Below are 17,226 nucleotides of genomic sequence, written 5' to 3' on the forward strand. Positions count from 1 at the left end.
GTCCGTTTTTGGGAGAGATTCTGAATCAGGCGTTGCAACCACGATTCTAGACTATCTCCTTACAAAACGGGCCTTTTTTATCCTAAATCAGAATTTTCCCGGACAGTAATGCTCGGTGGTATTAGGGCGAGGATCAGGCGCTCACGCTTCTCCGGCAACTCCGTAGTCCGGTGCCGAGGCCGGGTTCAGGGCACGGGTGACATAGTCGTTCAGCTGGGGCTTGTAGAGGTTCCAGAGGGTTTTGAGGTCTGCGATCGGGTCTTGCTCGGCCCAATCGACCCTGAGATCAGCGACCGGCCAGCTGACATCCCGCACCAGATAAAGACCGGCGGAATGGACCGGGCCAGCTTCACCGCCTGTGGCAAGACCCGTCTCAAGGGCTGCGATCAGCCGGTCGCCCAAAGCGCCGGTTGAGGCGCTGAAGGCGTCGGTCATGGCCTGAGGGACATCGCGATTGGCGAGGAGGTTTCCGGCTGCCGCGCAGTCCGGCCCCAGGGCCGTGGCGTTGGTGCCAAGGGTATGCCGGCCTGAGAAGACCGCCGTCTGTCCGTTTGCATCCAGGAAGATAAGCTGGCGCCAGTCCGCCGTGTCGTAGCCTTCCAGAAGGCGGGCAAGGGCGGCTTGCGCACCAAGCCCTCCCGCCATCAGGTCAAGGCCCTTGGGGCCAAGGGACGGATCGGTGATATTCTGGGTGGCGACAACCCCAGTGCCGGCCCTTGCAAAAGCGCAGCGGGCGGCAACGGCCGGGGAGGAGGACGAAATGGCCATGCCCAGGCTGCCGGTTGTTTGGCAGCGGGCGGCGATGGAAAAGGTCATGATCGTGGCCTCCTTTGGACCGTGGCGGACGAGCTAGGTGTCAGCATCGGGAACAACGGCAATGGCATCGATTTCCACCAGCCATTCGGGCCGGGCGAGGGCGGAGACAACAAGACCGGTGGAAACCGGAAACACCCCTTTCAGCCACTTGCCCACCACCCGGTAGACGTCTTCCCGGAACCGGGGATCGACCAGATAGATGGTGACCTTGGTGATATGCTCCAGCTTGCCGCCGGCCTCTTCCACCAGCATCTTGATATTGGCCATGGCCTGCTCCGCCTGACCCGCCGCATCGCCGATGGCAACGGAGTGTGATGTCTCTAGGTCCTGGCCGATCTGGCCGCGCACGAAGATCATTGTGCCCCTGGCGGCGACCACCTGGCAAAGGTCATTGTCCAGCTTCTGGTCGGGATAGGTGTCCTTGGTGTTGAACTTGCGGAATCTTTTATGGGCCATGAGCCGCTCCAGATGTTGATGGTCAAGCCGGGCCGGGATAGCGCAGATAGGCGGCCTGTTTGGCGATGTGGTCGGCCAGATATCGGGCGTCATACCACACGCCCCAGATGAAGGACGAGCCACGCCGGGTCTGCCAGGGAAGGCCGAGGAAATAAAGGCCGGGCACGGGGGATATGCCGCGCCGGTGAACAGGCGCCCCTTTAGCGTCAAAGGCATCCAGGTTTAGCCAGCTGTCATTGCGGGTAAAGCCTGTGGCCCAGATGACGGTTGAAATGCCCGCCGCCCTCAGGTCCAGCTGCCGCAAAGGGTGGGTCATGCAATCGGGAGCCGGGCCGATCTGCCGGGCCTCAGGTTCTTCCGGCAAGTCGATACCTGTGCGGGTAACATAGGCGTCGGCCTCGTCCAGAAGCGCAAGGTAAGCCGCGTCGCCCCGGGTGATGTTGGCGGCAAGATCGTCTGCCAGATGCAAACTGCCATCCGCATAGCGTTCCGTGCGCCCGAGCAGCACCATGCCTCTTTCTGCAAAGCGGCGGAAATCCACCGTCCGGCCGCCCCTGGCGCCGCTCACCGCGATGGTGACATGCTCATCTGCGGGGGAGGCTTCCTTGTCCCATTTGTTCAGGACGCCGAGCCACCAGACAAAGTCCCGGCCGCGATAGCGCCGGGGCGGGCGGTCATGGGGCCCGACCGAAAGATAGGTCTTGCACCCGGCGGTCAATAGCTCTTCGGCGATCTGGCTGCCGGAGGATCCGGCTCCCACCACCAGCACGGCCCCCTCCGGCAGCTCTTCCGGGTTTTTATAGTGGGCCGAGTGGATCTGGTGCAGGCCGCTGTCCCTGGGGAGAATGTCCGGGATCAGCGGTGTCTGAAAGGCGCCGGTTGCGGAGATGACGGCACGGGCCTCAAAAGTCCCGGCGCTTGTGTCAACCTGGAAGCCCGGTTTGCCCCTTAGCTGCGTCACGCTGGTCACCTCGACACCGCAGCGCACCGGGGCCTTGATATGCTCCGCATAGCGGACGAAATAGTCCGCCACCCGTTCCTTGGGCACAAAAGCTTCGGGTCCGTCTTCATGAAAGATGAGACCGGGGAACCGGTCATGCCAGGCCGGACCGTTGGCGACAAGGGAATCCCAGCGCTCGGACCGCCAGCGTTCGGCAATGCGGCCCCGTTCCAGAACCACATGGCTGAGGCCGTGGCCGGTCAGGTGTTCGCTCATGGCGATCCCGGCCTGTCCACCGCCAACCACAAGGGCCTCCACTTTTTCCGCTGTCATGGGGCTCATCTCCCGTTCATGGCATAGGGGCCAAGCCTCTGATGGGCCGGCCTTTGCTGCGTCTCAAACGCTTTTGGCGACGTCCTCGATACTGTCTTCCAAAATGGCGCCAACCTGACGGATCTGGTCGTCGGTCATGATCAGGGTGGGGGACAGGATCAGGATATTTCCAAGAGGGCGGGCGATCAGGCCGCGTTTCTGGGCCGCACGGGCCAGTTTCAGGCCGATCTTGTCTTCTGGCTGAAAGCCCAGCTTGGTGGCCTTGTCCTTGACGAATTCGATACCCATCATGAAATGGCTGCCACGCACTTCGCCGACGATCCCGTGCTCCGCCAGCTTGTGCAGCGTGCTTTCAAACAGTTTGCCGCTGGTGCGCACCTTTTCCGGAATGCGCTCGCGTTCCAGAAGCGCGATATTGGCAAGGCCTGCGGCGGCGGCGGCCGGGTGGCCGGAATAGGTCATGCCATGCAGGAACATGCCGCCTGGGCGGGAGATCACCTCGTGAATCTCGTCGGACACAATGGTGGCTGACAGGGGCTGATAGCCGGAGGTGAGGCCCTTGGCGGTGGTGATGATATCGGGCGTGTGGCCGAAGACCTCTTCAGAGGCAAAGAAATGCCCGAGCCGCCCGAAAGCGGTGACAACCTCATCGGCAATATATTTGATGTCATAGGCAGCGCAGACTGCCGCCATGCGCTTGTGATAGCCGTTCGGTGCCGTGATGACCCCGCCCGCGCCCTGGATGGGCTCGGCAATGAAGGCTGCGATATTGTCCGCGCCAAGGCGCTCAACCGTATCTTTGAGATCGGCGACCAGCAGATCGCAGAATTCGCTTTCCGTCAGGCCTTCCCCCTCGCGCCAGTGGTGCGGGCTCTTGAGGTGATGGACAAGGCCGTCCGCAGCGTCCCAGCCTTCCGAATAGACCGGGGTCGTCATGGCCATGGCAAGGTGGGTGGAGCCGTGATAGGCGCCAAAGCGGCTCAGGATCTTTTTCTTGTTCGGCCGGCCCAGACGGTTGTTGTAATGGTGCAGGATGCGCACGGCGCTGTCATTGGCCACCGAGCCGGAATTGGCAAAATAGACCGTGTTCAGGTGGCCGGGGGCCAGTTCTGCAATCTTCCGGGCAAGAGCGGCCGCGGCCGGATGAGTGAAATTGTAAAAGGTCGAATAGAAATCGAGCTGCTGCAATTGCTCGGTGATGGCGCTGATGATTTCCGCCCGGCCATGACCGGCATTGACGCACCACAGGCCGCCGATTCCGTCAATCAGCTCATTGCCTTCACTGTCGCGCACCATGGCGCCCTTGGCACCGACAATCACCGTGCGGGCGCCATTTTGTTTCAAAAGGTCCAGATCGGCAAAAGACTGGATTAGGTGGGTGTCGGCGGTCAGCACCGCATCGGTGGTGATCTGGCTCTGAAGGGTCATGTGAGTTTTGCCTCCCGAAAGTCTTTGTGTTGCATGGACATAAGATCCGGAGCGATCTCCCGGACCGGGCCAATATCGGCCACCAGCAGGGCTTCGCCGCGCCCGGCAGCGGCCATCATCTGCGCGTCCGGACCGGCCATGACGGAGTGACCAGCAAAAGTGAGGCCGTTTTCCGAGCCGCAAAAATTGGCGTAGACGATGGTCACGCCGGTTTCCGCCGCCCGGGCGGGAACGAATGTCTGCGAGACATGCTCAAAGCGCGCGGGATTGGCGGTCGGCACGAGAACCAGGCTGACGCCTTGATCTGCCAGTGCGCGGCAATGCTGGGGAAATTCGATGTCATAGCAGATCAAGAGCGCGGTTCTGTGGCCCGCAAAGTCGAACAGGCTGTAGCTGTCGCCCGGAGAAAAGCTTGCCTTTTCCATGTCCCCGAAAAGCTGGATCTTGCGGTAGTGGCCGAGCAGATTGCCTGCCCCGTCATAGGCACTTGCGCTGTTGTAAACGGTGCTGCCATCCCGCTCGGCCCAGCCAAGGGTAAGGCCGCAGCCGGTCTGTTTCGCAAGGAATGAAAACCGTTCGCACCAGGGGCCGCCCAGGGGCTGGGACAGGTCCTGGTGCAGGTCCGGCCGGTTGTAGCCGGGCAGGAACAGTTCCGGGAAAACGGCCATCTGGGCCCCGGCCCGTCCTGCTGCTGCCAGCTGGGTTTCGAGACGGGCAAAGCCCGCCTCGATATCACCGCCGATCGGCGGACCCTGGTAGAGAGCCAGTTTCATGGCCGCAGTTCCCAGCTTACTTTTTCAAATTGGTCCAGATGGCGTCATAAAGCACCTGCACCTCTTCCGGGCAGGCCTGAACGAAGACACCCTTCTGGTCTGCAGGCGGGTTGGATTCCGGCGAATTGGCAACTTCCGGCGTCAGGAACTCTTCAACGCCCTTCACCCCGGCGGTATACTGGGCATAGTTGGTAACAGCCGCCGCGTTTTCCGGCTCCAGCAGGAAGTTCATGAACTTCAGGGCGTTTTCCCGGTTCGGAGCGTCCTTCAGAAGCACCACATTGTCCATCCAGACGATCATGCCTTCTTTCGGGAAGACATATTCGATATTGGCGCCTTCTCCACGGGCCTTGGCGGAAAAGCCGGACCAGATCATGCCCGCAGCGGCGTCCCCGGACACAAGCACGTCCTTGGCAACGTCGGAGCCGAAGGAGGCCCAATCGGCCTTGGCTTTCTGCACCAGGGCGTTCAGCTCCTTCAGCTGGGCGCGGTCACTGGTGCACTGGGGAATGCCGAGATAGAGCGAGGCCAGTGTCAGGGTTTCTCCGGCCGTGTCGAGCACGTTGATCTTGCCCTTCAGCTCGGCGGGCGGATCAAAGATCAGGGCGAGACTGTCCAGCTTGCCGCCATAGACATCCTTGTTGACGGAAAAGGAGGTGGAGCCCCACTGATAGGGAATGGAGCTCTTGCGGCCCGGATCAAAAGACACATCCAGCCACTTGTCTTCAATATTGCCGAAATTGGAGAGTTCCGAGGGCTCGAATGTATCGAGCATGCCTTCCCCCTTCATGATCTCCACCATGTAGTCGCCGGGCACGGCCACGTCATAGCTGCCGAGCTTGCCGGCTTTAAGAGAGGCCAGCAGCGCCTCGTTGCTGTCGAACGTGTCCATGGTGACTTCGACGTCGTATTCCTTGGCAAATTTGTCGAGCAGCTCCTGGGGGATGTATTCGAACCAGTGATAGATCGACAATTTTCCTTCGGCCTGGGCCGCGCCGGTGAGGCTGGCGAGGGCCAGTGCGGTTGTGAGAAGCAATTTCTTCATTTCAAACTCCACTCTGTCTGGGTGTGCTCTTTTATTGTTATTTTCGGGTTTGGCCTGCCCGGCCAATCAGCCAGGACAGGGAAACAAAGACGATCGATACCCCCAGCATGAGGGTGGAAATGGCCATGATATTCGGTTTGATACCCTGTTTGACCGAGCCGAAAATGGCGGTCGGCAGGGTTTCGATCCCTGCGCCTTTCACGAAATTGGTGATCAGGAAGTCATCCAGGGAGATGATGAAGGCCAGAAGAAAGCCGGAAAGAATGCCGGGCATCATCAGGGGCAGCAGCACCAGCGTAAAGGCTTCGCGCGGGGTGGCGTAAAGATCCATCGCCGCCTGTTCATACATGTCGGAAACGCTTTGCATTCTTGCCGAAATCGGCAGATAGGCAAAGGGAATGCAGAAGACGATATGGGCGATCAGGATGGTGAGGAGGCCGGTGGTGAAGCCGATGGCGGAAAAGAACACCAGGCTGGCAACTGCGGTTACCACTTCGGGCACCATCAAAGGCAGATTGATCAGGGCAAAGCTGAAGGTCTTGCCGCGAAAGCGCCCGGCCCGGGTCATGGCCACGGCGGCGGCCGTTGCAATGGCGGTCGCGGTGACGGCCGCACAGACGGCGATGGTCAGAGAGTTGACGGCCGCCTGCTGAAACTTCGGGGCCTCAGGACCGGTAAAGACATCCAGATACCATTTCAGCGACACGCCGCCCCAATTGGTGATCGAGGTGGAGGCGTTGAAAGAATAGACGGCCACGACGATGAGCGGCGCGTAGAGTACGACGAGACAGGTGAGCGTGATGGCAAGAAAACCGGGAAAACGGCGGATGTCTGTCTTGGCGGTCATGACCGTGCCTCCGCCCGGGTCTGATTACGTGCATAGATCAGCAGGATACACAGAACCAGCGTCAGAAGGATCATCGAGGCGGCAGCGCCAAAGGGCCAGTTGCCCGCATTGCCCTTGAACTGTTCCTCAATCAGGGAGCCGATCATGAAGGTCTTGGCTCCGCCCAGCAGGTCGGGGGCGAGAAAGGCGCCGAGGGAGGGAACGAACACCAGAATACAGCCAGCGACAATGCCCGGCTTGACCACCGGCAGGATCACCAGACGCAGGATCGTCCAGGTGCCTGCATAAAGATCGGCAGCGGCCTCGGAAAGGGAAAAGTCATACCGTTCGACAGCCGCATAGATGGGCAGAACCATGAAGGGCAGGTAGGAATAGAACAGGCCCAGCTGAACGGCGAAGTTGGTGTTGATCAGGCCAAGCGGCTCGGAAACGACGCCACTGGCCAGAAGGAATTCGTTGAGCGGCCCGGTGTCGCGGATCAGGAATTTCATCGACACCGTGCGGATCAGAAGATTGACCCAATAAGGAATGGTGATCAGAAACAGCCAGATGGAGCGTGTTCTGGCCTCCCGTGTGGCGATGAACCAGGCGGTCGGAAAGCCGATCAGCAGGCAGACAAAAGTCGCCAGACCGGCCTGCCAGATCGAGCGCCAGAAAATGCCGATATAGGTCCATTCAAGGCGCGGCGGCTCGTCTCCAAACAGGCCCCGGTCGAAAAAGAACTGGTCATAGGCCGCAAGGGAAAAATCCCAGATAACCCCGCCCCGGAACTCTTTGGTCAGGACCGAGTAGACCGCCATCATGGCAACCGGAGCCAGCAGGAAAATGCCGATAAAGACCCAGGTGGGCAGCATCAGCCGGCCCGCATTGCCCTTGTAGATTTCCGATGAGGTGCCGGCGCCCATGGGCGCACCGGCTGCCATCAGTCTGCCAGCAGGCGCGCGGCACCTGCTTCCAGTTTCAGGCCAACTTCCGTGCCTTTTTCAGGCACTTGGGTGGTTTCCGCATTTTGCAGGCGAACCGTCAGGGTTTCGTCATCGGCAAGGCGGACATGCAGCTGAATATCCGTGCCCAGATAGGTGTGGCCCGTCACTGTTGCGCTCAGTTCTCCGGCGCCTGCACCAGTAACCTGAATGCGCTCCGGCCGGACGGACAAATGACCCAGGCCCGGATCGACAACGGCGGCAGCAGGACACCGGAACGGGGTGCCGCCGGGCAGGACCACGGAGGCCAGATCCCCGTCAATGGCGATGACGTTCACGTCAAGCAGGTTGGTCTCGCCGATGAAATCGGCCACGAAGCGGTTCACAGGCGTTTCATAAATCTCTCTGGGCGAGCCGATCTGCTGAACCCGCCCGTTGGACATGACCGAAATGCGGTCTGACATCGTCAGCGCTTCTTCCTGGTCATGGGTCACAAAGATGAAGGCGATGCCGGTTTCCCGTTGCAGTGTCTTCAGCTCGGTGCGAACGGCCTGGCGCAGTTTCAGGTCCAGGGCGGAGAGTGGCTCATCCAGCAGCAGAACTTCGGGCCGGGGGGCAAGGGCACGGGCGAGCGCAACCCGCTGCTGCTGGCCACCGGACAATTGCGCAGGTTTGCGTTTGGCGAACTCGGAAAGCTGCACCAGCTCCAGCACATCCTGCGCGCGGCGCTCGGCGTCCACCCGGCTCCAGCCCTTGCGCAAAAGACCGAACAGGACGTTTTCGGTAACGCTCATATGGGGGAAAAGGGCATATTGCTGGAACACGGTGTTGACCGGCCGCTTGTGGGCCGGCAGCGCGGTTAGATCGGTCCCCTTCAGGCGGATATGGCCGCTGCTGACGTCCTCAAACCCGGCAATGGTGCGCAAAAGCGTGGTCTTACCGCAGCCGGACGGCCCCAGCAGGGTGAAGAATTCCCGTTCTCTGATGTCGAGCGAAACCCCATGCAGCGCAGTGAAGCTGCCATAGCGTTTGACAACTTGATTAACGGAAACGGCAATTTCCGGGCTGGTCATCTGCGCGTCTTGCATGATACCCCTCTTTTTATGTTTTTGAGCGTAAAAAGAACCAATTTAGGGGTATATACCCCCAAGGAGGTATCTTAAAGGGGGCGGCGGTGCATCTGCCAAATTCAGCGGAAGGCCATTTGGGCGAGGCGATCGCAGCGCTTGGCAGTGAGCGCTTTGAAGGGGTGCTGTATCAATGGCTCAACCGCTGCTTCCAGATCGACAACACCACCATGCTGGCTTATTTCCAGGACCGGCAGCCGGAAGTCCTGTTTGCCCAGGCGGTTGAAAAGCGGGTGCATGAAAAACTCGACAGTGACTATGTCGCCGGGATCTACCTGCTGGATCCGTTCCACACCCTGCATGTGGAGGAAGCGCCCGCCGGGCTCTACCGGTTGAAAGACATTGCGCCGGACCAGTTCCAGCGCAACGAATATTACGCATCCTATTATCAGCGGACCACGCTGATCGATGAGATCGGCTATATCGCCTATCCGTCAAAAGGCGTTTCGGTGCATATCTGCCTTGGACGAGATGCGTCTTCTGCGCGGCGCTATTCCAGCCGGGACCTGCATCTGGCCAGTCGTCTGGCCCCCATCGTGTGCAGTCTTGCCGGGCAGCACTGGTGCGCACTGGAAACAGGCGGGGTCTATTCGGAGGCGGATCTGACCCGGCGGCTGATCGCGGCCGGGGAACAGAAGCTTGGAGTCCGGCTCAGCCCGCGCCAGGCAGAGGTGGCGCTGTTGATCCTGCGCGGACATTCGTCCGTGTCGATCGGGCTCCGGCTCGGCATCAGCTTTCAGACGGTCAAGGTGATCCGCAAGCAACTCTACCGCAAATGTACCATCTCGTCCCAGGCGGAGCTGTTTTCCCTGTTCATGCCGCTTCTGTCCGAAGCGGATCATAAAACCAACATCTCCAAGGACTAATTTGCCGAATCGGCAGGCATCCGCTTGTCTTGTTTTAAGGGGTGGAGGCCGCTACGGTACGCGCCCGGGAAGGGATCGCATCTTCATGTTTGATCTGCCGGTCCCGAACAGGTTTCAAGCGGCTCGTTCAAGAGGCACGCACATAATTTGCCAGAACACTTCATCCCCCATACCAGTTTCAAAAGCGGACGGCGGAAAGCGGCAGCCCTCTTTCCCCGTCCACGACCGTTTGCGTAAGGAGCACTGACCATCATGTCCAAGGTTACCCATAGCTGTACGCCGTTCGAAGGGCAAAAGCCTGGAACGTCCGGGCTGCGCAAGAAGACCCGGGTCTTCATGGCCCCCGGCTATGTGGAAGCATTTGTCCAGTCGGTCTTCAACGGCACGGGTGGAGCCGCCGGCAAGACGCTGGTTGTTGGTGGCGACGGCCGGTTCTTTAATGCCGAAGCCATTCAGACGATCCTGCGCATGGCGGCGGCCAATGGGGCCAAGCGCCTGATCGTCGGGGCCAACGGGCTTTTGTCGACCCCGGCAGCCTCCAACCTGATCCGCAAAAGCAAGGCGGATGGCGGGCTGATCCTCTCGGCGAGCCACAATCCGGGCGGGATCGATGCGGATTTCGGTCTGAAGTACAACATTTCCAATGGCGGCCCGGCTCCGGAAACGGTGACCGCCGCCATTTATGAGGAAACCACAAAGATCAGCGAATACCACACGCTGGACAGTGAAGACCTTGATCTGACGGTGCCGGGGGAACAGCAGCTTGGGGCCATGGTGGTGGAGATCGTGGATCCCGTGGCCAGCTATGCGGAGCTGATGCGTTCCCTGTTTGATTTTGCGAAGATCCGGGCCCTGTTCGAGAGTGGGTTCTCTTTGCGTTTTGATGCCATGCATGCAGTAACCGGCCCCTATGCCAAGGCGATCCTGGAAGACGAGCTGGGGGCGGCGCCCGGCTCGGTTCTCAATGCTGTGCCTTCTGTTGATTTCGGCAAAGGCCATCCAGATCCGAACCCGATCTGGGCCAAGCCGCTGGTGGATCTGGTCATGTCTGCGGACGGGCCGGATTTTGCGGCCGCATCCGATGGCGATGGCGACCGGAACATGATCCTGGGAAAGGGCATTTATGTCACGCCCTCAGACAGTCTTGCAGTGCTGGCCGCCAACGCCCATCTGGCGCCGGGCTATGCCAAAGGGCTGGCCGGTGTTGCCCGGTCCATGCCCACCAGCTCGGCCTGTGACCGGGTCGCTGAAAAGCTCGGCATCGGCTGTTATGAGACCCCGACAGGCTGGAAATTCTTCGGCAATCTGCTGGATGCGGGCAAGGTGACCCTATGCGGTGAGGAAAGCGCAGGTACGGGCTCTGACCACGTGCGCGAAAAGGACGGCCTGTGGGCTGTGCTGTTGTGGCTGAACATTCTGGCGGTGCGCGGCGGCTCCGTTCAGGACATCCTGACCCGCCATTGGGCCACCTATGGCCGGAACTATTATTCGCGTCACGACTATGAAGCGGTGGATGCGCAAGCGGCCAAGACCCTCTTTGCGGAGCTGGTGGAGGAACTGCCGGGACTGGAAGGAACGGACGCCGGGGGCTGCGCGGTCACGGCGGCTGACCAGTTCTCTTATGAAGATCCGGTCGACGGTTCCGTCAGCCGCAATCAGGGCATCCGGATCTGGTTCGAGGGCGGCGGGCGCGGTGTCTTGCGCCTGTCGGGCACGGGGACGGAAGGCGCCACCATCCGGGTCTATCTGGAGCGTTATGAGCCGGAGACCGGTGACCTGGGCATTGAAACCCAGGCAGCTCTTCAGGAGATTGCCGGGGCGGTCTCCGCGATCAGCCGTTTACAGGCCCATACCGGGCGCACGGCGCCGGATGTGATGACCTGAGCGGGCCGGGTTCCTTCGGTTTCAAACCGGTTTGTCTTTTGCGGTGCTCTAAGTATTTGCCGGATGCTCCGCGAAGGATGGGGGCTGCCCGATCTTGCGGCAGCTTTGCGCGATCAGATGGGCCGTGGCGTGTTTCGGGAAAAAGCAGGCGCGGCGGCTTATCGCACGATGCTCTAGAACCGCTGGGCGGGCCAGGTCGCGTGCAAGGTGTCGATCACATAAATATGGGCGTGATGTTTGCCATGGGCGTGCTTCAGATGGGGATGATCGGGCGGCAGCTCGGGATGCTCATGGGCAATCACGTCCCGGTCGTCCGAGGGCCACAGCCGGGAGGCTAAAAGCGTGCCGATGGCGGCAACGCCAGCAAGGGTGATCAGGGTCACCGGCAGACCGGCGCTGCTGCCCAGCCACCCGGCCAGCGGGTAGGTGATCAGCCAGCAGCCATGGGAGAGAGCGAACTGCGCGGCAAAGACCATGGGCCGGTCTTCCGGATGGGCGGATTTGCGCAGCAGCCGTCCGGAGGGCACCAGCACAGCCGAATTGCCGAGCCCCATCAGCAGCCAGGTCACCAACAGCCAGGGCCACAGGTCTGCCGGAGGCGCAAAAACCATCATTGCGGCAAAACCTGACACCAGAAGCGGCAGCGCGATGGCGCCCCAGAACATGAGGGTCCGGTCGTTGACCATGGTCAGCACGCGGGGCAGGGCAAGAGCCATTGCCATGGAGCCGCCGCCATAGGCGGCCATGGCGAGCGCCAGATCGCTGTTCGTGCCGTTCAGCAGGGTTTTGACAATGACGACCGAGTTCACGATAACGATGGCCCCGGCTCCGGCGATGGTCAGGTTGAGGGCCAAAAGGCCTTTCAGGCGCGGGGTCTGGAGATAGATCCGCAAGCCCTGGGAAATCCGTTTGAAAGCGGACAGGCCCTTGACGGCATTGGCCACCGGCAGGGTTACGGTGACAACCAGAAGGGCAGACAGCAGAAAACCGGCGACGGTGCCGCTGAACAGCCAGTGATAACCAACCAGCCCGATCAGCGTTGCGGCCACCACGGGGCTGAGCAGGTTTTCCATGTCATAGGCCAGGCGGGCGAGCGACAGCGCATTGGTGTAATCGTCCTCCTCTGTCAGCACATCGGGAATGGTGGCCTGAAAGGTCGGGGTGAAGGCGGCGGAGGCGGATTGCAGGACGGCGATCAGCACAAAGATCTGCCAGACTTCCGTCACAAAGGGCAGGGCAAGCGCGGTGCCTGCCCGGATCAGGTCCAGCGTAACCAGAACGGCCCGGCGGGGCAGGCGTGCCGTAAGCCCTGCCGCCACCGGCGACAGGGTCACATAGACGATCATCTTGATGGCGAGCGCGGTGCCAAGCACCGCACCCGCATTGGGCCCGGCAAGGTCATAAGCCAAAAGGGCGAGAGCCACGGTCATCAGGCCGGTGCCGAACAGCGCCAGGATCTGCGCGGCAAACAGGTGGCAGTAGGTGCGGTTGGCAAGGACAGTGAACATGGCGTATCGGCTTTGCAGGAGGGAACGGCCAGAGCACTCTCTGCCCAGTCCGTACCGCTACGATAGCCGCCCGGTGCCACCAGTAGCAAGAGGGCGGCCGGACTCGGCGACTTTTCAAGAGGAAGGCAGAAAGAGACTTTGCGGCGGTTTTATTTCGCAGCGATGCCAAACGGGGACTTGGAGCGGGCATCCCGGTACCAGTTGACGATGGTGCGCCGCTCGTCCGCTTCCATGAAGGAGACATTGGCCGGTGGCATGGCATTGGTCAGGCCCGCCTGCAGATAGATCTTCTGGGCCGCGCGGATCACATCGGACCTGGTCTCCAGGACGATGCCCTTGGGCGCCCAGTGAATGCCGTCATAAAAGGGCTCGCGCGCATGGCACATGGAACAGCGCCCCGGCACGATGGCCATGACATCCTCAAATCCCTTCGCGTCAGCAAAGACCTGTTCGGCCGGGGTCAGCGGCCGGGCTTCGGAGGTCTCCAGACTGCTGTCCTTCCACATGGGCGCCATGCTCAGCTGAATGATGATCACAAACAGGATGGCGGTGATCAGCCAGGTCCACATGGGCGCGCCCTTGCCCGCATGTTTGGTGTTGAAATAATGCCGGATTGTAACGCCCATCAGGAAGACCAGCCCGGCAATCACCCAATTGTATTCGGAGGCAAAGGCAAGCGGGTAGTGATTGCTGAGCATCAGGAAAACGACCGGCAAGGTCAGGTAATTGTTGTGCAGGGAGCGCAGCTTGGCGATCTTGCCGTATTTTGCGTCCGGCGTCCGCCCGGCCTTCAGATCGGCCACAACGATCTTCTGGTTGGGAATGATGATGAGAAACACATTCGCCGTCATGATGGTGGCGGTGAAAGCGCCCAGATGCAGCATCATCGCCCGGCCGGTAAAGACATGGGTGTAGCCCCAGCCCATGGCCACCAGCAGCAGGAACAGCAGGATCATGAGCAGGGTGGGGCTGTCACCGAGCCTTGATTTGCACAGCCGGTCATAGACAAGCCAGCCGATCGTGAGGGACCCGGCAGAGATCAGGATGCCCTGCCACAGGGCCATATCCGTCTTTTCCGGATCGATCAGGAACAGTTCCCCGCCGACCCAGTAGACGATCATCAAGAGGGCGGCGCCGGACAGCCAGGTGGAATAGGCTTCCCATTTGAACCAGACCAGATGCTCGGGCAGGTTTTCCGGTGCCACCAGGTATTTCTGGATGTGGTAGAACCCACCGCCATGGACCTGCCATTCCTCGCCAAAGGCACCGGCTGGCAAATGGGGGGATTTGCGCAGGCCGAGATCCAGGGCGATGAAATAGAAAGACGACCCGATCCAGGCAATCGCCGTAACCACGTGCAGCCATCTGACGGCAAATTCCAGCCAGTCCCAGATGATGGCGATGTCCAGCATGAATGTCTCTCCAGTCCTATCGTCCCGCCAAGCCTAGTCTAACTTGAATTTCTCTGGTATCTCGACATAATTCCGAGCAGTTTCAAAAAAAACGGAATAATCGGGCTGTGGCCTATCTGGAGAATATTCGGACGTTTTTGCGGGTCTATGAATTGGGCAACATGTCCGCTGCGGCACGTGATCTGCGCATTTCTTCTGCTGTTGCCTCCGCGCGGGTTTCCCAGCTTGAAGAGCATTTGAATGTCCGCCTGTTTCAGCGCACCACCCGGGCGCTGAGCCCGACCGAGCATGGCACCTTGTTTTACCGGGGGGCGACCAAGATCATCGATGCAGTGGAAGAGGCGGAGGCGGAAATCAGCACCGCGACCCGCTCACCCCGGGGCACGTTGTTCATTGCCGCGCCCATCGGCCTGGGCCAAAGGCTGATCGCCCCGGCCATCCCGCAGTTCAAACAGGCCAATCCGCTGATCGATATCCGGCTGCGCCTGTCGGACCGCAAGGTGGATCTGACCGGAGAAGGGCTGGATGCAGCCTTCTTTTTGGGCCTTCCGGAAGATTCCACCTTGAAGATCCGCACCATTGCGGACTGTGCGCGGGTGTTATGCGCCGCCCCGGACTATCTGGAACGCAAGGGCGCGCCACGCGGCAGCCAGGATCTGGGCTCCGGTGCCCATGACTGCCTCAACATGCGCTATCCCGGGGCGCCCGAATTCCAATGGCCCCTGCAAACCCGCGAGGGTGTCAAACGGGTGAGTGTCCGCGGCCCGTTTGAATCCGATCACGGGGATGTTCTGACCGGCTGGGCGCTGGAGGGCCATGGCATTGTCCTGAAACCGGTTTTTGAAGTTGCCGATCACCTGGCGGCCGGGCGGCTTGTGCCTGTGCTGGAAAACGAGCCGCCGGTGCCGGTACAGATGGCCTGCCTGTTTACCCACCGCAAGCGGCAGGACCCCAAAGTGCGTCTGTTTCTGGATTTCATGATCCGGCACATCCAGGCGTTTCTGGCCGGTTTGCCGGCGCGGTGACGGCGCTGCCGGAGGCGGCCTGTGGAGCGCCGGGAAACAGGCATTTGAAGAGACCAGCTCAACGCTTGTCAGGGGCCAGCAGCCCGGCTGAGCTTCGATGACGCGGCCCTTCAGGTCCGCATTCTTGGAATGGACCATCATTCTGGTGATCTTTGTAATCGTGCTGGTTATGGAATTCGTCACCGGCAAATTGCGCGCGTGCCTGCAACAGCTGCCTGGCCGGGGGGGATGGGCTTCCTCCTTGTGCAATCTGACCGGCGCGAGGCAACAGCTATTCCCCAAATCAATGGGACGGGGCAGAGGCCGCCGCAGGCGGTTTCCGCATCAGCAGCGCCCCGGCGGCCAAAGTCGCAAACAGCAGGGAAATCAGCAGGAAAACGTCAATATAGGACAGAACTAGTGCCTGGGCCGCAACCCGGTCTGCCATCTGCTTGAGTGCACCCGTCTGGCCATCGATCCCACGGGCCTGCAAATTCGCCGCCATCATGTTGAGCTGCCGCATGGCTTCCGGATTGCTCCAGGACACGGCCTCCGACAGGCGCAAGCTGTGAAGGTCCTGGCGGTCGGACAGGATCGTGTTGATGCCCGCAAGCCCGACGGCGCCCCCAAGGTTGCGCGTGAGATTGAACAGGCCTGAGCCGCCCTTCATTTTGGATGGCGGCAGGGTGCCGAGTGCAAGATTGTTGATTGGCACCATGCAGATCATCAGGGACAGACCGCGCAGGATCTGTGGCAGTAGCAATTGATTGAAGTCCCACTCTGCGGTCATGCCTGTCAGCAGCCATGTTGAGGTGGCGAAGCCGAGAAAGCCAATGAGCAGCATGACGCGCAGATCCATGCGGGCCGACAGGAAACCGGCCAGAGGCGCGGAACAGAACATGGCAATACCGGAGACGAAGACCGTCTCGCCGATCATGAGGCTGTCATATCCCCGGACGGACCCCAGATAGAGCGGGTAAAGATAGGTCAGACCGTAAAGGCCGATTCCCATAACAAAACTGAACAGGGAGCCAACGGCGAAGTTGGTGTTCAGGAAGGAAGACAGATCGACCACCGGCTCGTCACGGGTGAGGGCCCGCCAGAAGGTGATAAGGCCGCCCACAATCATGACGGCGGCCAGGACCGCGACGGTCTCGTCCTGCAGCCAGTCATTGGAGGGTCCTTCTTCCAGCACATATTCAAGGCCACCGAGAAACGCGGCCAGGGCTATAAGCCCCCACCAGTCGAAGCGGGGCAACAGGGTCCAGTCCGGCTTGTCAAAATCGATCAGGGTCCATGCCCCAAGGGTTACGGCGATCCCGGGGCCGACATTGATCAGGAACAGCCAGTGCCATGAAAAGGCATGGCCGAGATAGCCCCCGACCGTCGGGCCGACCGTTGGGGCCAGGGTGGCGATCAGGCCAATCAGGGGTGAGACGATATTGCGCTTGTCGGGTGGGATGATGGTAAAAGCGGCGGCAAAGGCCGAGGGGATCATGCCGCCGCCCAGGAACCCTTGCAGGCCACGCCACAGGATCATTTCATTGATGGACCCGGAGGCAGCGCACAGGAGCGAGGAAACCGTGAAACCAAGGGCAGAAAGCGTGAACAGCAACCGGGTCGACATCATCCGGGCAAGAAATCCCGACAGCGGGATCATGACCACTTCGGCAATCAGGTAACTGGTCTGAACCCAGCTGATCTCGTCGGAACTGGCGGACAGGCCCGCTTGAATATCCTTGAGCGAAGCTGAAACGATCTGAATGTCAAGGATCGCCATGAACATGCCGACGACCATGATCAGGAAGGCAAAAAGCCGCCGGCGGGTCAGGGGGGCGGCGGCGGCTTCTGCGGCGGCCATCTG

15 protein-coding genes are annotated in these 17,226 nt (G+C 60.7%); 3 read left to right on the forward strand and 12 right to left on the reverse strand.

From position 1 onward, the window contains the following. Positions 1 to 141: 141 nt before the first annotated feature. From ACXAH0_RS05115 to ACXAH0_RS05155, 9 genes are all read right to left on the reverse strand, one after another. Positions 142 to 816, reverse strand: a complete 675-nt coding sequence (locus ACXAH0_RS05115; protein WP_475189531.1) for a DUF1028 domain-containing protein — start codon at positions 814 to 816, stop codon at positions 142 to 144. 33 nt (positions 817 to 849) lie between these two features. After that, the gene (locus ACXAH0_RS05120) at positions 850 to 1,272 is read right to left on the reverse strand and encodes a RidA family protein (protein WP_475184210.1); all 423 of its coding nucleotides are present in this window, start codon (positions 1,270 to 1,272) and stop codon (positions 850 to 852) included. Between the two features lie 22 nt (positions 1,273 to 1,294). After that, a complete protein-coding gene (locus ACXAH0_RS05125; protein ID WP_475189532.1) occupies positions 1,295 to 2,545 on the reverse strand; it encodes a flavin-containing monooxygenase in 1,251 nt (416 codons plus the stop codon). A gap of 63 nt (positions 2,546 to 2,608) precedes the next feature. Beyond that, entirely contained in the window at positions 2,609 to 3,973 is a 1,365-nt protein-coding gene (locus ACXAH0_RS05130) for an aminotransferase class III-fold pyridoxal phosphate-dependent enzyme (protein WP_475189534.1), read from the reverse strand. Continuing rightward, positions 3,970 to 4,746, reverse strand: a complete 777-nt coding sequence (locus tag ACXAH0_RS05135; protein ID WP_475189536.1) for a carbon-nitrogen hydrolase family protein — start codon at positions 4,744 to 4,746, stop codon at positions 3,970 to 3,972. The genes ACXAH0_RS05130 and ACXAH0_RS05135 overlap by 4 nt, the downstream gene beginning before the upstream one ends. Before the next feature lie 16 nt (positions 4,747 to 4,762). Beyond that, positions 4,763 to 5,791, reverse strand: coding sequence for an extracellular solute-binding protein (locus ACXAH0_RS05140; RefSeq protein ID WP_475184217.1), 1,029 nt, complete (start codon positions 5,789 to 5,791; stop codon positions 4,763 to 4,765). 37 nt (positions 5,792 to 5,828) lie between these two features. Next, entirely contained in the window at positions 5,829 to 6,638 is an 810-nt protein-coding gene (locus tag ACXAH0_RS05145; protein WP_475189537.1) for an ABC transporter permease, read from the reverse strand. Next, a complete protein-coding gene (locus ACXAH0_RS05150; protein ID WP_475189539.1) occupies positions 6,635 to 7,561 on the reverse strand; it encodes an ABC transporter permease in 927 nt (308 codons plus the stop codon). The genes ACXAH0_RS05145 and ACXAH0_RS05150 overlap by 4 nt, the downstream gene beginning before the upstream one ends. Beyond that, entirely contained in the window at positions 7,561 to 8,649 is a 1,089-nt protein-coding gene (locus ACXAH0_RS05155; protein WP_475189541.1) for an ABC transporter ATP-binding protein, read from the reverse strand. Before ACXAH0_RS05155 ends, ACXAH0_RS05150 begins: the two co-directional genes overlap by 1 nt. Before the next feature lie 86 nt (positions 8,650 to 8,735). Between ACXAH0_RS05155 and ACXAH0_RS05160 the strand changes: the two genes are divergently transcribed. After that, complete coding sequence (locus ACXAH0_RS05160) at positions 8,736 to 9,554, forward strand: helix-turn-helix transcriptional regulator (RefSeq protein ID WP_475184224.1); 819 nt, start codon at positions 8,736 to 8,738, stop codon at positions 9,552 to 9,554. Positions 9,555 to 9,806: 252 nt separating this feature from the next. Next, positions 9,807 to 11,438, forward strand: a complete 1,632-nt coding sequence (locus ACXAH0_RS05165; protein WP_475189542.1) for an alpha-D-glucose phosphate-specific phosphoglucomutase — start codon at positions 9,807 to 9,809, stop codon at positions 11,436 to 11,438. Positions 11,439 to 11,611: 173 nt separating this feature from the next. Here the strand turns inward: ACXAH0_RS05165 and ACXAH0_RS05170 are convergent, their stop codons facing one another. Together ACXAH0_RS05170 and ACXAH0_RS05175 are read right to left on the reverse strand one after the other, a co-directional pair. Continuing rightward, the gene (locus tag ACXAH0_RS05170; RefSeq protein WP_475184228.1) at positions 11,612 to 12,946 is read right to left on the reverse strand and encodes an MFS transporter; all 1,335 of its coding nucleotides are present in this window, start codon (positions 12,944 to 12,946) and stop codon (positions 11,612 to 11,614) included. Between the two features lie 149 nt (positions 12,947 to 13,095). After that, positions 13,096 to 14,358, reverse strand: coding sequence for a urate hydroxylase PuuD (locus ACXAH0_RS05175; RefSeq protein WP_475189543.1), 1,263 nt, complete (start codon positions 14,356 to 14,358; stop codon positions 13,096 to 13,098). Between the two features lie 107 nt (positions 14,359 to 14,465). On the opposite strand from ACXAH0_RS05175, the gene ACXAH0_RS05180 reads away from it, so the two are divergent. After that, the gene (locus tag ACXAH0_RS05180; protein ID WP_475184233.1) at positions 14,466 to 15,383 is read left to right on the forward strand and encodes a LysR family transcriptional regulator; all 918 of its coding nucleotides are present in this window, start codon (positions 14,466 to 14,468) and stop codon (positions 15,381 to 15,383) included. A gap of 283 nt (positions 15,384 to 15,666) precedes the next feature. On the opposite strand, the gene ACXAH0_RS05185 is transcribed toward ACXAH0_RS05180, so the two are convergent. Next, complete coding sequence (locus tag ACXAH0_RS05185) at positions 15,667 to 17,223, reverse strand: DHA2 family efflux MFS transporter permease subunit (protein ID WP_475189545.1); 1,557 nt, start codon at positions 17,221 to 17,223, stop codon at positions 15,667 to 15,669. Positions 17,224 to 17,226 lie beyond the last annotated feature (3 nt).

Source organism: Roseibium sp. AWQ4_290 (assembly GCF_056160985.1).

What these genes read in the sequence shown, in the direction of transcription:
- ACXAH0_RS05135 (WP_475189536.1), bottom strand. Translation starts at nt 4,746, where the DNA reads ATGAAACTGGCTCTCTACCAGGGTCCGCCGATCGGCGGTGATATCGAG.
- ACXAH0_RS05120 (WP_475184210.1), bottom strand. Translation starts at nt 1,272, where the DNA reads ATGGCCCATAAAAGATTCCGCAAGTTCAACACCAAGGACACCTATCCC.
- ACXAH0_RS05150 (WP_475189539.1), bottom strand. Translation starts at nt 7,561, where the DNA reads ATGGCAGCCGGTGCGCCCATGGGCGCCGGCACCTCATCGGAAATCTAC.
- ACXAH0_RS05130 (WP_475189534.1), bottom strand. Translation starts at nt 3,973, where the DNA reads ATGACCCTTCAGAGCCAGATCACCACCGATGCGGTGCTGACCGCCGAC.
- ACXAH0_RS05170 (WP_475184228.1), bottom strand. Translation starts at nt 12,946, where the DNA reads ATGTTCACTGTCCTTGCCAACCGCACCTACTGCCACCTGTTTGCCGCG.
- ACXAH0_RS05145 (WP_475189537.1), bottom strand. Translation starts at nt 6,638, where the DNA reads ATGACCGCCAAGACAGACATCCGCCGTTTTCCCGGTTTTCTTGCCATC.
- ACXAH0_RS05165 (WP_475189542.1), top strand. Translation starts at nt 9,807, where the DNA reads ATGTCCAAGGTTACCCATAGCTGTACGCCGTTCGAAGGGCAAAAGCCT.
- ACXAH0_RS05175 (WP_475189543.1), bottom strand. Translation starts at nt 14,358, where the DNA reads ATGCTGGACATCGCCATCATCTGGGACTGGCTGGAATTTGCCGTCAGA.
- ACXAH0_RS05140 (WP_475184217.1), bottom strand. Translation starts at nt 5,791, where the DNA reads ATGAAGAAATTGCTTCTCACAACCGCACTGGCCCTCGCCAGCCTCACC.
- ACXAH0_RS05115 (WP_475189531.1), bottom strand. Translation starts at nt 816, where the DNA reads ATGACCTTTTCCATCGCCGCCCGCTGCCAAACAACCGGCAGCCTGGGC.
- ACXAH0_RS05155 (WP_475189541.1), bottom strand. Translation starts at nt 8,649, where the DNA reads ATGCAAGACGCGCAGATGACCAGCCCGGAAATTGCCGTTTCCGTTAAT.
- ACXAH0_RS05125 (WP_475189532.1), bottom strand. Translation starts at nt 2,545, where the DNA reads ATGACAGCGGAAAAAGTGGAGGCCCTTGTGGTTGGCGGTGGACAGGCC.
- ACXAH0_RS05185 (WP_475189545.1), bottom strand. Translation starts at nt 17,223, where the DNA reads ATGGCCGCCGCAGAAGCCGCCGCCGCCCCCCTGACCCGCCGGCGGCTT.